The organism is Glutamicibacter nicotianae (genome assembly GCF_002797775.1).
GTDB classification, from domain to species: domain Bacteria; phylum Actinomycetota; class Actinomycetes; order Actinomycetales; family Micrococcaceae; genus Glutamicibacter; species Glutamicibacter nicotianae.
In genome coordinates, this window is sequence record NZ_PGEY01000001.1 from 3,037,349 (window position 1) to 3,050,780 (window position 13,432).

The 13,432-nt window shown below is 61.7% G+C and carries 14 protein-coding genes; 8 read left to right on the forward strand and 6 right to left on the reverse strand.

All coding sequences use genetic code 11. The features are described from left to right. Positions 1 to 115 precede the first annotated feature (115 nt). The 6 genes from ATK23_RS14120 to ATK23_RS14140 all read left to right on the forward strand — a co-directional run bounded on the left by ATK23_RS14120 (position 116) and on the right by ATK23_RS14140 (position 7,710). Positions 116 to 2,089, forward strand: coding sequence for a M13 family metallopeptidase (locus ATK23_RS14120; RefSeq protein WP_083515724.1), 1,974 nt, complete (start codon positions 116 to 118; stop codon positions 2,087 to 2,089). A 138-nt stretch (positions 2,090 to 2,227) separates the two neighbouring features. Then, entirely contained in the window at positions 2,228 to 3,742 is a 1,515-nt protein-coding gene (gene lysS, locus ATK23_RS14125; protein ID WP_066144529.1) for a lysine--tRNA ligase, read from the forward strand. 2 nt (positions 3,743 to 3,744) lie between these two features. Further along, positions 3,745 to 3,912: a hypothetical protein gene (locus tag ATK23_RS16490; protein WP_162989142.1), complete on the forward strand. Its 168-nt coding sequence runs from the start codon at positions 3,745 to 3,747 to the stop codon at positions 3,910 to 3,912. 137 nt (positions 3,913 to 4,049) lie between these two features. After that, a complete protein-coding gene (locus ATK23_RS14130) occupies positions 4,050 to 4,370 on the forward strand; it encodes a histone-like nucleoid-structuring protein Lsr2 (protein ID WP_038993581.1) in 321 nt (106 codons plus the stop codon). A gap of 268 nt (positions 4,371 to 4,638) precedes the next feature. Continuing rightward, positions 4,639 to 7,152, forward strand: a complete 2,514-nt coding sequence (locus ATK23_RS14135) for an ATP-dependent Clp protease ATP-binding subunit (protein ID WP_038993583.1) — start codon at positions 4,639 to 4,641, stop codon at positions 7,150 to 7,152. Positions 7,153 to 7,242: 90 nt separating this feature from the next. After that, positions 7,243 to 7,710: a hypothetical protein gene (locus tag ATK23_RS14140; RefSeq protein ID WP_100339291.1), complete on the forward strand. Its 468-nt coding sequence runs from the start codon at positions 7,243 to 7,245 to the stop codon at positions 7,708 to 7,710. A gap of 32 nt (positions 7,711 to 7,742) precedes the next feature. Here ATK23_RS14140 and ATK23_RS14145 read toward each other — a convergent pair whose 3' ends face one another. The 4 genes from ATK23_RS14145 to ATK23_RS14160 are packed head-to-tail and all read right to left on the reverse strand — an operon-like array spanning position 7,743 to position 10,275. Then, a complete protein-coding gene (locus ATK23_RS14145; protein WP_066144536.1) occupies positions 7,743 to 8,189 on the reverse strand; it encodes an iron chaperone in 447 nt (148 codons plus the stop codon). Between the two features lie 10 nt (positions 8,190 to 8,199). Next, positions 8,200 to 8,607 carry a VOC family protein gene (locus ATK23_RS14150; protein ID WP_066144538.1) on the reverse strand — a complete coding sequence of 136 codons (408 nt, stop codon included), beginning with the start codon at positions 8,605 to 8,607 and terminating at the stop codon, positions 8,200 to 8,202. A 48-nt stretch (positions 8,608 to 8,655) separates the two neighbouring features. Then, the gene (locus ATK23_RS14155; RefSeq protein WP_066144669.1) at positions 8,656 to 9,000 is read right to left on the reverse strand and encodes a helix-turn-helix domain-containing protein; all 345 of its coding nucleotides are present in this window, start codon (positions 8,998 to 9,000) and stop codon (positions 8,656 to 8,658) included. 57 nt (positions 9,001 to 9,057) lie between these two features. Then, positions 9,058 to 10,275, reverse strand: a complete 1,218-nt coding sequence (locus tag ATK23_RS14160) for an MFS transporter (RefSeq protein WP_066144541.1) — start codon at positions 10,273 to 10,275, stop codon at positions 9,058 to 9,060. Between the two features lie 127 nt (positions 10,276 to 10,402). On the opposite strand from ATK23_RS14160, the gene ATK23_RS14165 reads away from it, so the two are divergent. After that, the gene (locus ATK23_RS14165; protein ID WP_066144544.1) at positions 10,403 to 10,912 is read left to right on the forward strand and encodes an amino-acid N-acetyltransferase; all 510 of its coding nucleotides are present in this window, start codon (positions 10,403 to 10,405) and stop codon (positions 10,910 to 10,912) included. Positions 10,913 to 10,917: 5 nt separating this feature from the next. On the opposite strand, the gene ATK23_RS14170 is transcribed toward ATK23_RS14165, so the two are convergent. Both ATK23_RS14170 and ATK23_RS14175 read right to left on the reverse strand, forming a co-directional pair. Then, on the reverse strand, positions 10,918 to 11,718 hold the full coding sequence (locus tag ATK23_RS14170) for a DUF1206 domain-containing protein (RefSeq protein WP_038993590.1): 801 nt from the start codon (positions 11,716 to 11,718) through the stop codon (positions 10,918 to 10,920). A gap of 64 nt (positions 11,719 to 11,782) precedes the next feature. Continuing rightward, complete coding sequence (locus tag ATK23_RS14175) at positions 11,783 to 12,691, reverse strand: iron-sulfur binding domain-containing protein (RefSeq protein ID WP_066144547.1); 909 nt, start codon at positions 12,689 to 12,691, stop codon at positions 11,783 to 11,785. A gap of 123 nt (positions 12,692 to 12,814) precedes the next feature. Here ATK23_RS14175 and ATK23_RS14180 point away from each other — a divergent pair, with 123 nt between their 5' ends. Continuing rightward, positions 12,815 to 13,432 carry a hypothetical protein gene (locus tag ATK23_RS14180; protein ID WP_066144550.1) on the forward strand — a complete coding sequence of 206 codons (618 nt, stop codon included), beginning with the start codon at positions 12,815 to 12,817 and terminating at the stop codon, positions 13,430 to 13,432.

Sequence of the window (13,432 nt, forward strand, 5' to 3'; positions counted from 1 at the left end):
TTAACCAGAGTATTTAAGCCGTGCGCGCATCGGCATCCCTCGCTCTTCTTATCTTCATGGAAGTGGATAAGGTGTGTAGTAGACATAACAAGATCTTCTACGCGAGGGGCTTTCCTTGACCACCGAGACCACGAGTCCACTGACATACCGCGACGATTCAATTCGTCCCCAGGACGATCTCTACCGCCATAGCAATGGCAAGTGGTTCGAGACAGCCACCATTCCAGGAGATCAGGGAATCTATGGTTCCTTCATGGAGCTTCGCGACCAGGCCGAAGCCGCCGTTCATGGAATCATTACCGAAGCTGTTCAGAAGGTTGCTTCCGGTGCAGAAACGGACGATGCTACCCGCCGCATTGCCCACCTCTACAGCTCGTTCATGAATGAAGCCGTGATCGAAGAACGTGGTGCTGCTCCGGTAGCTGTCTTCCTGAACACCATTGCGGATATCCAGAGCACCGAGCAGCTGCTCGAGGTTTGCGGTTTCTTCCAGCGCAAGGGCATCAGCGGCTTCATGGATGTCGGCGCGATGAACGATGCCGGCAATCCTGATCGGAACCTGCTGACCTTCCTGCAAGGTGGTCTGGGCCTGCCTGACGAGTCCTACTACCGCGAAGAGCAGTTCGCTGAAACCGTAGCCGACTACCAAGAGCACCTCGGCCGGCTGCTGGGTCTTGGCAGCATTGCCGGCGCTGAAGCAGCCGCAGCCAGCGTCGTGGAGCTCGAGAAGGCGATCGCCTCTCACCACTGGGACCGGGTCAAGGTCCGCGACGCCCAGGCACGCTACAACCTGCTGTCCGGAGAAGAGCTCGCCACGCTGTTCCCAGGGGTGACCACCTGGTTGGGGGGAGCCGGTATCGAGCAGAAGTACTACAACGAGGTTGTCGTGTGGCAGCCAAGCTACCTTCAAGGGCTGGCGGGTCTGATCGACTCCCAGCCGTTGGATGCCTGGAAGAACTGGCTGCGGATACAGGTCCTGCGCTCGTTCGCACCCTACCTGTCCAGCGCCTTCGTCAACGAGAACTTCTCCTTCTATTCCGCAAAGCTCGGTGGCGTAGAGCAGCTCAAGGAACGCTGGAAGCGCGGTGTCGCATTCACCGAGGGTGCAGTAGGCGAAGACATCGGCCAGCTGTACGTGGCACAGCATTTCCCGGCAGAGGCCAAGGACGCCATGGACGCGCTGGTCCAGCGGCTCATCGAGGCGTACCGCATTTCGATCAGCGAACTGTCCTGGATGGGACCGGAGACAATCGAGAAGGCGCTGGACAAGCTCTCCAAGTTCCGCCCGAAGATCGGTTACCCGAACCAGTGGATCGACTACTCCGCGATCAGCACCGACGAGCTGGATGTCATCGCCAATCTTGCCTCGGCGAACGAGTTCGAGTTCGCACGGGAATTGAAGAAGATCGATGACGGGGTGGACCGTGAGCTGTGGTTCATGTTCCCGCAGACGGTGAATGCCTACTACCACCCGCTGCTGAACGAAATCGCGTTCCCGGCTGCCATCCTGCGCCCGCCATTCTTCGACGTGAACCGCGACATCGCCTCGAACTTCGGGGGCATCGGCGCGGTCATCGGCCACGAAATCGGCCACGGCTTCGATGACCAGGGCTCGCAGTTCGATGGCACTGGCCAGCTGACCAATTGGTGGACCGATGAGGACCGGGCTTCCTTCGAGAAGCTGACCGCCAAGCTGGTGGACCAGTACAACGCGCTGTCCCCTTCAGAAGCCCCGGAACACAACGTCAACGGTGCACTGACCTTGGGCGAGAACATCGGCGACCTCGGTGGATTGGGCATTGCCTACAAGGCCTACAAGCTCGAGCTGGCGGCCCGCGGCATCCAGGAAGATGAAGTGATCGACGGTATCACCGGCGACCAGCGCTTCTTCTACTCCTGGGCCGAATGCTGGCGCACGCTGATCCGTCCGGAAACCGCGGTGGTGCGCGTGACCACGGACCCTCACGCACCCGGCGAATTCCGTTGCAACCAGGTGCCGAAGAACCTGGATTCCTTCCACGAGGCCTTCGGCACCAAGCCGGGCGATGGCATGTGGCTGGATCCGGCCGACCGCGTGGAAATCTGGTAAACCGCATCACCTAATGGATGGGGCAGGGGCAAAGCAGGCTTTGCCGCTGCCCCATCCTGCGTTGCGGGCCAAGATCACTGTGTAAGGCTGATCATGAAGGGCTTCAACTGCGCGCCATGACACGTAGAATGGACTATTGTGACTTCCGAAAATAATTCCGCACCGGCCCCAAATCCAAACGACCAGCGACAGGTGCGCACCGATAAGCGCAACCAGCTGCTGGCCAAGGGCGAGGAAGCCTACCCGGTAGGCATTGCCCGCACCCACTCGTTGCAGGAAATTCGCGACAAGTACGAGCACCTCGAAGCCGGCGAGGAGACCGAAGACGTCGTCGGCGTCGTCGGACGCATCGTCTTCATGCGCAACACCGGCAAGCTGTGCTTCGCCACCTTGCAGGAGGGCGGCCAGAAGGGCGAAGGAGTTCGCCTGCAGGTCATGCTCTCGCTGGCCAACGTCGGCGAAGAGCGCCTGGCGCAGTGGAAGTCGCTCGTCGATTTGGGCGACCACGTATTCGTGACCGGCAAGGTCATCTCATCGCGCCGCGGCGAGCTGTCCATCATGGCCGATGCCTGGGAGATGGCTTCCAAGGCCTTGCGCCCGCTGCCGGTGCTGCATGCCGATCTGAACGAAGAGACCCGCGTGCGCCAGCGCTACGCCGATTTGATCGTGCGCGACGAAGCCCGCGAGATGGTCTACAAGCGTGCCGCGATCATCCGCGCCGTGCGCAATACCCTGGAGAACCGCGGCTACGTCGAGGTTGAGACCCCGATGCTGCAGCTGGTTCACGGCGGCGCATCGGCCCGGCCGTTCAAGACCCACCTGAACGCGTTCGACCAGGAAATGACCCTGCGCATCGCCACCGAGCTGTACCTCAAGCGCTGCGTCGTCGGCGGCGTCGACCGCGTCTTCGAGGTGGGACGCATCTTCCGCAACGAGGGCGTCGACTCGACCCACTCGCCGGAATTCACCACCCTGGAATCCTACGAAGCCTATGCCGACCAGTACGTCATGGCCGACCGCATCAAGGAAATCATTCTCAATGCAGCTGACGCCATCGGCGCTGGCCGCACCATCGAAACTCCCAAGGGCACTGTCAACCTGGACGGCGAATGGCGCTGGGTCAGCGTCTACCCGGGCTTGTCCGAGGCTGTCGGCGTCGAGATCACCCCGGAAACGGACGCATCGGTGCTGCGCGAGATCGCTGACAAGCACGAAGTGAAGATCGACCCGGCCTGGGGAGCCCAGAAGCTGGTCATCGAGCTGTTCGGCGAAATCGTCGAGCCGACCTTGATCGACCCGACCTTCGTGTGCGACTACCCGCCCCTGGCACAGCCGCTGGCGCGTCCGCACCGCTCGAAGCCGGGCGTTATCGAAGCATGGGACCTGATCATCGGCGGCATGGAGCGCGGCACCGCATTCTCCGAGCTGATCGACCCGGTAATCCAGCGCGAGCGCCTGACCGAGCAGTCCCTGATGGCTGCCGGCGGAGACCCAGAGGCAATGCAGCTTGATGAAGACTTCCTGCGTGCCCTGGAATACGGTGCACCGCCAATGGGCGGCATCGGTTTGGGCATCGACCGTCTGGTTATGCTTTTCACCAACGTCGGTATTCGTGAAACTATTCTGTTCCCACTGCTAAAGCCGGAGGCATAAGAATGCCATATATTGAGGCGATCGTCCCGACAATCTGCCTGGCGCTGCTTTTCTGGTACGTGATGAAAGCTATTACAAATGCGGATCGAAAAGAACGCCAAGCTGAAGCTGAAGCTGATGCGCTAATTCAAAATGGCTCGGATTCAAATAATCCAGTAAACGAGAATTAGTCGTTCCTGATAGAACCTTGTGAATTCTGATGATAATTAGAATTTAGCGTGCCTATTTGTATATGCTTGTTGTTTGAAATGGACTGATGGCTGAATGCCGATCTGTCCAGTACATTCAAGCTCGGAGGAACCCCTAAATGGCACGTCAGGTTCAAATTGCCCTGATCGACGATATTGATGGTAGCGAGGCAACTGAATCAATCGCATTCAGCGTCGCTGGTCAGCATTTTGAAATCGACCTGAACGACGAGCACGCTGCTCAGTTCCATGCAGCCATCGAGCCGTACATCGAAGCGGCTCGTTCGTCGAAGCAGACTGCAGCGAGCGAAGCTCCAGCAATCCGCGCATGGGCGAAGGAAAACAACATTAAGGTCAACGCACGCGGACGCCTTAATGCAGAGGTTGTAGATGCCTACAACGCTGCAATGCGAAAGGGTGGTCGAGGCCGCGCGAAGTAATTCGCGAGGTTTTGCACAAGTCTCAAATATGAGCCGGCACGCAATGCGTGCCGGCTCATATTCTTATAACGATGTTCGTTATTCACGATGCATTTTCATTGAAGATCGCAATATTGGTGAACCAAGTAATTCTCATTATGAATTGCATGCCTATTACTGATTCCCGGTAACGGGGAGCCGTTTCGGTTATCCCTGTGGCGAACAAGGGAGCATTGCGGGCGCATGGTGCGTAGCATCGAATTATTGGTAAGCAAGGAGTGTGCCGAAGATGTTTGAGAGATTTACCGACCGTGCCCGCCGAGTTGTCGTGCTCGCCCAAGAAGAGGCGCGCATGCTCAACCACAACTACATCGGCACCGAGCACCTGTTGCTCGGTCTAATCCACGAAGGCGATGGCGTCGCCGCGAAGGCGCTCGAGTCGCTGAACATTTCGCTGGGTGCCGTTCGTGAGCAGGTTCAGGAGATTATCGGCAAGGGCCAGCAGGCGCCTTCCGGTCATATCCCGTTCACTCCTCGCGCCAAGAAGGTCTTGGAGCTCTCGCTGCGCGAAGCGCTGCAGCTGGGACACAACTACATTGGTACCGAGCACATCCTGCTCGGTCTGATCCGCGAGGGCGAGGGCGTCGCAGCCCAGGTTCTGGTGAAGCTTGGCGCCGACCTCGGTCGCGTGCGCCAGCAGGTCATCCAGCTGCTCTCGGGCTACCAGGGCGGCAAGGAGACCGCGTCCGCTGGCGTCAGCTCGGGCGGGCAGCAGGAAGGTACCCCTGCAGGCTCGGCAGTGCTCGACCAGTTCGGCCGCAACCTGACCGCAGCCGCCCGCGAAGGCAAGCTCGACCCGGTGATCGGCCGCGAGCATGAGATGGAACGCGTCATGCAGGTCCTTTCGCGCCGCACCAAGAACAACCCGGTACTCATCGGCGAGCCCGGCGTCGGCAAGACCGCCGTAGTCGAGGGCCTGGCCCAGGCCATCGTGCGCGGCGACGTGCCGGAAACCATCAAGGACAAGCAGCTGTACACCCTGGACCTCGGTTCGCTGGTGGCCGGCTCCCGCTATCGCGGCGACTTCGAGGAACGCTTGAAGAAGGTCCTGAAGGAAATCCGCACCCGTGGCGACATCATCCTGTTCATCGACGAGATCCACACCCTGGTCGGCGCCGGTGCCGCCGAAGGCGCCATCGATGCCGCGTCGATCCTCAAGCCGATGCTGGCCCGTGGCGAACTGCAGACCATCGGTGCCACCACCTTGGACGAGTACCGCAAGAACATCGAGAAGGACGCCGCGCTCGAGCGCCGCTTCCAGCCGATCCAGGTCAAGGAACCGTCCGTCGAGCTGACCACGCAGATCCTGCGTGGCCTGCGCGACCGCTACGAGGCGCACCACCGCGTGACCATCACCGACGGTGCGCTGCAGGCTGCCGCCCAGCTGGCCCACCGCTACATTTCCGACCGCTTCCTGCCGGACAAGGCAGTTGACCTGATTGACGAGGCCGGTGCACGACTGCGCATCCAGCGCATGACCGCGCCACCGGCACTGAAGGAAATGGACGAGGAAATCGCCACCGTGCGCCTGGAGAAGGAAGCCGCGATTGACGCGCAGGACTTCGAAGGTGCAGCCTCGCTGCGCGATAAGGAATCCAAGCTGATCGAGGCCCGCAACGAGAAGGAGAAGTCCTGGCGCAATGGCGACATGGACGAAATCTCCGAGGTGACCGAGGACCTTATTGCCGAGGTGCTTGCCAACTCGACCGGCATCCCGGTAGTGAAGCTGACCGAGGAAGAGTCCTCGCGCCTGCTCAACATGGAAGAAGAGCTGCACAAGCGCGTTATCGGCCAGGATTCGGCCATCAAGGCCATCTCGCAGGCGATCCGCCGCACCCGTGCCGGCCTGAAGGACCCGAACCGCCCAGGCGGCTCGTTCATCTTCGCCGGCCCGACCGGCGTGGGCAAGACCGAGCTGGCCAAGGCGCTGGCGGAGTTCCTCTTCGGCGAGGAAGACGCGCTGATCACCCTGGACATGTCCGAATACTCGGAGAAGCACACCGTTTCCCGCCTGTTCGGTGCCCCTCCAGGCTACGTCGGCTACGAAGAGGGCGGTCAGCTGACCGAAAAGGTCCGCCGCCGTCCGTTCTCCGTGGTGCTCTTCGACGAGGTGGAGAAGGCCCACGCGGACCTGTTCAACTCGCTGCTGCAGATCCTGGAAGACGGACGCCTGACCGACTCCCAGGGCCGTGTGGTGGACTTCAAGAACACCATCATCATCATGACCACCAACCTCGGTACCCGTGACATCTCCAAGGGTGTGATGACCGGCTTCCAGTCGGCAGCGGATACCAAGACCGGTTATGAGCGGATGCAGGCCAAGGTCCAGGAAGAACTGCGCCAGCATTTCCGCCCTGAGTTCCTGAACCGTGTTGACGATACCGTGGTCTTCCCGCAGCTGAACCAGGAGGAGATCGAGGAGATCGTCGACCTGTTCATCGCACGCCTGGCCAAGCGCCTGAAGGAACGCGATATCACCATCGAGCTGACCCAGGCTGCCCGCAGCCTGCTGGCCCAGCGCGGCTACGATCCGGCAATGGGTGCACGCCCGCTGCGCCGCACCATCCAGCGCGACATCGAGGATCAGCTCTCCGAGCGCATCCTCTTCAGCCAGATCGTTGCCGGCCAGAAGGTCACCGTGGACGTCGAGGGCGAAGGCGAGAGCCGCAAGTTCGTCTTCCACGCCGAAGGCGGCACCGGCCAGCTGGAAGGCGAGCCGGCACCGGCAGCCCTGGAAAGCTGAGCCGTTAGCGGAATCACCACTAGCCGTGGAACTGGGAAATCCAGTTCCACGGCTATTGGCTTTAATCCGTCCATGTCGTAGGCTCAACACATGAAGATGCGAAGCAAGGGGCAGCAGATGATTGCCGCGTCCTGCCTCGCTGTCATGGCCTATTTGGCCCTGTACCTTTTCCTGCGGCCCGAGCTTCCTGAACAGCTGGTGCGCCACGCAGGAGCTGATGGCGCCGGATACAGCCCGACATGGCTGGTGGTGCTCGTAATCGGCGCTGCGGCCACGCTCAGCATTGCCATCGGCATCATCGCGTACCGCGACTTCACCTCACTGGGGCACTGGAATCCCGGGCCGAAATCCATTGTGGTCTGCTTCGTGGCAGCTGGCTTCGGAATCCTCGGGCTCGGTGCCGCCATGCTGTTCACCGTCTTAGGTCAAGATGCCGCCCAGCTGGGATCCTTGCCTGTCGGCATGGGACTGATTGGGCTGCTCGGGGTTTTCGCGCTGTCTGCCGGGCTGCTGGCCAGGGCCTTGCCCCGGGCAGTACAAGAGTCCCTCGACGCCTGAGAGGCGATCGAGGGCCGCCTTGCCAGCCGGACTTAGCGGCCTACCGCCTTGGCGACCAGCGCGGCAAGCTTTTCCTCCAGCTGCTCATCAAGCGCGGTGATGGCGAATGACGTGGGCCAGAGCGTGCCCTCATCGAGCTGCGCGACATCATTGAACCCGAAGGTCAGATAGCGGGTGCCGAACTTCTTGGCATCCTGCATGAAGCACAAGATCTTGCCGTCCAGGGCGTAGGCGGGCATGCCGTACCAGGTTTTCGGTTCCAGTCCAGGAGCCGTGGAGGTGACGATCCGGTGCAGCTTCTCGGCGAGAACCTTATCGTTCCCCTCGAAGGAAGCAATCTTCTCTTCAACTTCCCTGCGCGCCTGCTCGGCCTTCTCGGCCTTGGTCATGCGCTTCTTCGGAGCTCGCACCTCGGCTGCGCGCTCTTTCATCGCGGCCTTCTCAGCGGCCGAAAAACCCTCTTGTTCCGTACTGCTCATGCTTTTCTCCCTAAACCGTTTGGTTGATACGGACCATATTTCCCGAAGGGTCGCGGAATGCGCAATCGCGCGGACCCCACGGCTGGTCCATCGGCTCCTGCAGGAATTCAGCGCCCGAGGCGCTCACGGTCTCGAAGACCTGGTCCAGGTCGGTAGCGGAAAGCACCAGCGGGCCGATGGTTCCCTTGGCTACCAGCTCGGCCAGGGTCTGCGCATCGGCGTCGGAGCGGCCGGCGCCCGGAGCCGAAAGCACCAAGCTGGTGCCGGTGCCATCGGAGCCCGCAAGCGAGACCCAGCGGAAGCCGCCGTTGGCGACATCTGAAATTACCGTGAAGCCCAGCGCATCGCGGTAGAACGCGAGCGCCTCATCTACATCGAGCACGGTCAACGGGACATGATTGATTGAAATATTTGCCATGGCTCCAGCCTAGGCAGTGCCGCGCAGCGCGCGCTTCTTCAAAACTGCTCAGAATCTCTCGGGACGCAAAAGGATCTTGGCAATGCAGGCAGGGATCTGCTCCGTGGCAGAATGATCCCGTTCCCGGTAGTCGGACGGGGTTTCCCCCACCACTTCGGTGAAGCGTGTGCTGAAGGAGCCCAGCGAAGTCCAGCCCACTTGCATGCAGGCATCAGTGACCGAGACCGACGCGCGCAGCAGATGCATGGCACGCTCAATGCGGCGGGTAAGCAAATAGGAATGCGGCGTCTCGCCATAGGCCCGCTTGAACTCCCTGGAAAAGTGCGCAGGAGACATGGACGCCCGCTGGGCCAATGCCGGCACATCCAAAGGCTCGGCATAGTTCCGATCCATCAGGTCCTTGGCACGGCGCAAATGCGCCAGTGCCTTCAGCGCTTCGGCATCCACTGGCTAACCTCGATTCTTGGCCCGCAGCACCAGGATTGCACCGAGCGCAGTCGAGCACAGGTAGATCCCGATGACCGCGATCCAGCCCGCGGTGAATCCACCGGCCGATCCCACCAGCAGGCCCATGGCCAGCGGCCCGACGGTGAATCCGCCGAACTGGCCTGCCGAGACGATTCCGCTGGCGCTGCCCAAGCGGCTTGCCGGGATCGCACGCAACAGGCCCGCCATGAGCACCACCGAAACTCCCAGGGCCGAGGCGCCATGCAGGGCAACCGCCAGCCAGAGCAGCGCCACCGAATGCATTTGCTGGGCCAGAAGGAAGCTGGCTCCGCCCGCAGTGGCCAGCGATGCCAGCAGCAGCAGGAGCTTGGGCGCTGAAACCCCGCGGGCCATCATCTGCCCCCAGCCGACGCGGGCACTGACCCCAATGACTCCGGCCACCGCAGCGGTCAGGCCGCCGGCCACCAAGGAGAATTCCAGTTCGCGGACCGCAAAGAGCGCCAGATAGACATTGGTTGCCTGCACTCCGACGCCGTTGATGAAACCGAACAGGGCCAGCGCGAAAATGACGAACTTCGTCGAGGGGGCTGCCGCGGCGATCGGCTTGTCCGCATCCGTCTTCGGCTTTTTCGGTGCAGGCACGCTGAGCATGGGGGTGGCGCGGACTACTCGTACGGCGATGAGCGCGAGCACTGCGGCGAGCACGGCGCCAGCCAGCGACGCGCCATGCCAGCCGATGAACGCGGCCAGCAACGGGAACCCCACGCTGCCTACGAGCTGTGAAACCTGCACGCCTGACTGCTTGATGCCGGTCCAGGTGATGCGCTGGGCGCTGGGGACGCGCTGGGCAAGAATGCGGTTGGTGACGCCGTTGGGGAATGACTGCGCGAAGCCGGCAAGCCCAGATGCCACCAGCAGCAGGACGTAGCCGGCCGGGATGGCCGCCAGGCCCAGCGCAACCGCGGTGGTGCCGAAAATCAGCAGCATCAGCCTGGTATCCGGCTGCTTGTCGGAGAACTTCCCGAAGACGGCGTTGCCCAGTGCGGCGCAGCCAAAGCAGGCCGTTGCCAGCAGGCCGAACTGGGATTCGGTGATTCCCAAATCCCTGATGACCAGGTCGCTGGTGGCGCTCAACCCGTAATTAAGCAGGGGAGCGATGCCCACTGCGGAGAGCAGGATGGCAAGCAACCCGAATCCGGGGCGTGCTGTTCTAGCTGGCATCCTCATCCTTGCTCCCGGGGTTTCAATGTTCAAGCTTATTGTGGCAGTTCTGCGTGCAGGATGTTCCTTCCATGACATATCCAGCGACTTCTTCGATTCTGCAAACTGGGAGGCATAGGATCTAAATGTGAACTCTTTTACCGTCCGCTCAGCCAAAACCAGTGATGTCAACGCAATCCGCAATCTTGTGCGTCCGCTGGCCGAGGAACGAATCCTGCTGGATAAGGAAGCGGTCACCTACTACGAGTCCATCCAGGAATTCCTGGTAGCCGAGGATCCGGAGGGCAGCGTTGTCGGCTGCGGCGGGCTGCACGTCATCTGGGAAGACATCGCCGAAATCCGCACCCTCGCCACCTCCGTTACGGTCCGCGGCATGGGGGTCGGGCACCTTTTGCTGGGAGAACTGCTCAAACGCGCCAAGGCTGTCGGGGTGTCGCGTGTTTTCTGCCTGACCTTCGAAGTTGCATTCTTCGAACGCCAAGGCTTCAAGGTGATGGCTGACCAGAGCGCCGTGGATCCCGCGGTGTACCAGGAGATCCTGCTCTCCCGGGATGAAGGCGTCGCTGAATTCTTGGACCTTGCACGGGTGAAGCCGAATACCCTGGGCAATACCCGCATGATCATTACGCTGGACTGATATTCCTACTCCATCCGGTCATAGCGGGCGCGGAACATCAGGAAGACCGCGTAGCAAACCAGGCCAGCACCGATGGCAATCAAGGCAACGGGCCCGAAAGGCTGGTCCTGGATGGCCTTCAACGCGCCATCGATGCCACTGGCCTCTTCCGGGTCGCGCTGCACCGTGGCCACGATGAACAACAGGCCAACTGCACCCAGGACTGCGCCCTTTGCCGGGTAGCCGAGCATGCCTGAGAACTTCACCGCGCGGGAAACCTCCTTGTTTCCAGAACCCCGCAGATCCTCCAGGAACTTCTTGGCGGCTCCCTTGTAGATGTAATAGCCGGCCATGACCAGCATGCCGAGGCCGATGGCGATCAGCAAGGCCCGGCCAAGGCCTGTCTGCATCAGTTCGCCGCTGAAGCTGCTGGCGGTCTTTCCCGAATCGCTGGGATTCCCCGCGGCGAATCGTCCAAAGGTGAATCCGACAGCCAAGAACGATATCGAAGTAGCCGCGGACTTGAGCCTTTCCTTCAGCTTCTTCTCGGGCAAGAAGGCCTGCGCCATGGACCACAGGCCCAGCAGCAGGGCGCCGATTGCGCAGATCCACAGCAGAACCATGCCGAAGGGCTGGTTTGCCAGTGCGCCCATGGCTCCACCCTGGTCGGCTTCCGCCTTGCGGCCGGCGGCGACAACAACTGCAAGGACTCCCAGGGTCGCATGGAGTATCCCGTTGGCGACGAATCCCAAGCGGGCGGCGCCCTCGAACCATGGATGCTCGGCTACGTGGCGAACCGTGCCGGCAGGGTCAACTGAAGCGTTCATGGGCTAAGCATAGGTACGCGCTGGCAGAGAAAGCCAGCAGCCGCCCGCGTGTTCTTTGCCGGTCTCAGGAAGGCAGGCGGATGCCGTTATCCTCGGCGATCGCCAGGCCATCTTTCAGCAGCCCGGCCAGCGCGCGTTCACGCTGGTCCAGCGGAGACTGCAACCGTGCAAGTGCCACATATCCTGCGTCCGATTCCTGGGCCAGATCGGCCAGGAATGACTGCTGCGGCACCGCCTCCTCATGTTCGCGCAGAATCGCCATGATGGCCCCGCGGACCTGGCGATCGGTACCCTTCCAAGCTTGGCCTTTCGGGGTGTAATGCGGTGCCGGCTGCCCGCCGGCAACCCATGCGCACTGCTCGAACACCGGGCATTGCCCGCACTTCGGGCTGCGTGCAGTGCATACCAGCGCGCCGAGCTCCATCACGGAGACATTCCACAGATTCGCCGTCCGGTCATCTTCGGGCTGGACTTCCCTGGCCCGGGCGAACTCGCTGGCGCGCGGGCTTGGTTCGGGCAATGCCATGCCGCCAAAGAGCCGGGCATGCACACGGCGGATGTTCGTGTCCACGACGACGGTGCGCTCGGCGAAGGCGAAGCAGGCAATGGCGGCTGCGGTGTAGTCGCCGATGCCGGGCAAGGCCAACAGCTGCGCTTCGGTGCGCGGGACTTCGCCGTTGTATTCGGTGGTGATCTCCACGGCGGCGGCATGCAAGCGCTGCGCGCGCCGCGGATAGCCAAGCCGTCCCCAGGCCTTCAAAGCCTCGGACAGCGGTTCCGCGGCCAGATCCTGCGGCCGCGGCCAGCGGCGCATCCATTCTTCCCACACCGGCAGGACACGAACCACGGGGGTCTGCTGGAGCATGAACTCGCTGACCATGACTTCCCATCCGCTCACGCCAGGCCGGCGCCAAGGCAGGTCGCGGGCGTTCTCTAGGTACCAGTCGTTGATGGTGTCGTGGATTTGCTGCACCCCACCACTCTAGGCCAGCGCACGGAAGACCCGGAATCCGTGGGAAAGCAATGGGGAACGCGATGCGCCCCGGATCCTACGCCATTACCGGGTTCGGGCAGTGCAATGGATTAGCCTTAATCCATGAGCAACGCATCAGGGGGGAAACCATCGGCCAGCGTCTACCGGCGCCGGCGGATTACCGTGGCAGTACTTGCCCTGGTGCTCATCGGTCTGATCGTCTGGGGCGTCGTTGCCCTGGTGGGGGTCTTTGCCCCCGATGAGCAGGAAACTGCGGGCAATGAACCGACCGCCCAGCAGACACAGCCGGTCCCTTCGCCATCGTCCGAACCGGAAGAGGATGAAGATTCGGGCAAGATGTGCAGCGGCGACGAGATCGAGGTTACCGCGACGACCGATGCGAAAAGCTACGCCTCGGACAAGAAGCCGACATTGATTCTCGGCATCGAGAATGTCTCCAAGCGCGAATGCGAGGTGAACGTCGGAAGCACGCAGCAGGAGTTCCTGGTTTCCAGCGGTTCTGACCGCATCTTCTCCACCGTCGACTGCCTCGAGAACGCAGAGGACGTAATCCTGGCCTTCAAGCCAGGGCAGAAGGAGAACTCGCGCTTCACCTGGAACCGCGAGCGTTCGGCTCCCGGCTGCAAAGCTGTCAGCGTGCAGCCGCGTCCGGGAACCTACAAGTTCACCGCGGCTGTCGGCGACTTCGTCTCCGAGCCGGTGACCTTCACCCTGGAGTGA

Coding starts and splice junctions, on each gene's coding strand:
- ATK23_RS16490 (WP_162989142.1), top strand. CDS start 3,745: ATGCCATATATTGAGGCGATCGTCCCGACAATCTGCCTGGCGCTGCTT.
- ATK23_RS14130 (WP_038993581.1), top strand. CDS start 4,050: ATGGCACGTCAGGTTCAAATTGCCCTGATCGACGATATTGATGGTAGC.
- ATK23_RS14135 (WP_038993583.1), top strand. CDS start 4,639: ATGTTTGAGAGATTTACCGACCGTGCCCGCCGAGTTGTCGTGCTCGCC.
- ATK23_RS14140 (WP_100339291.1), top strand. CDS start 7,243: ATGAAGATGCGAAGCAAGGGGCAGCAGATGATTGCCGCGTCCTGCCTC.
- ATK23_RS14145 (WP_066144536.1), bottom strand. CDS start 8,189: ATGAGCAGTACGGAACAAGAGGGTTTTTCGGCCGCTGAGAAGGCCGCG.
- ATK23_RS14150 (WP_066144538.1), bottom strand. CDS start 8,607: ATGGCAAATATTTCAATCAATCATGTCCCGTTGACCGTGCTCGATGTA.
- ATK23_RS14155 (WP_066144669.1), bottom strand. CDS start 9,000: ATGGATCGGAACTATGCCGAGCCTTTGGATGTGCCGGCATTGGCCCAG.
- ATK23_RS14160 (WP_066144541.1), bottom strand. CDS start 10,275: ATGCCAGCTAGAACAGCACGCCCCGGATTCGGGTTGCTTGCCATCCTG.
- ATK23_RS14170 (WP_038993590.1), bottom strand. CDS start 11,718: ATGAACGCTTCAGTTGACCCTGCCGGCACGGTTCGCCACGTAGCCGAG.
- ATK23_RS14180 (WP_066144550.1), top strand. CDS start 12,815: ATGAGCAACGCATCAGGGGGGAAACCATCGGCCAGCGTCTACCGGCGC.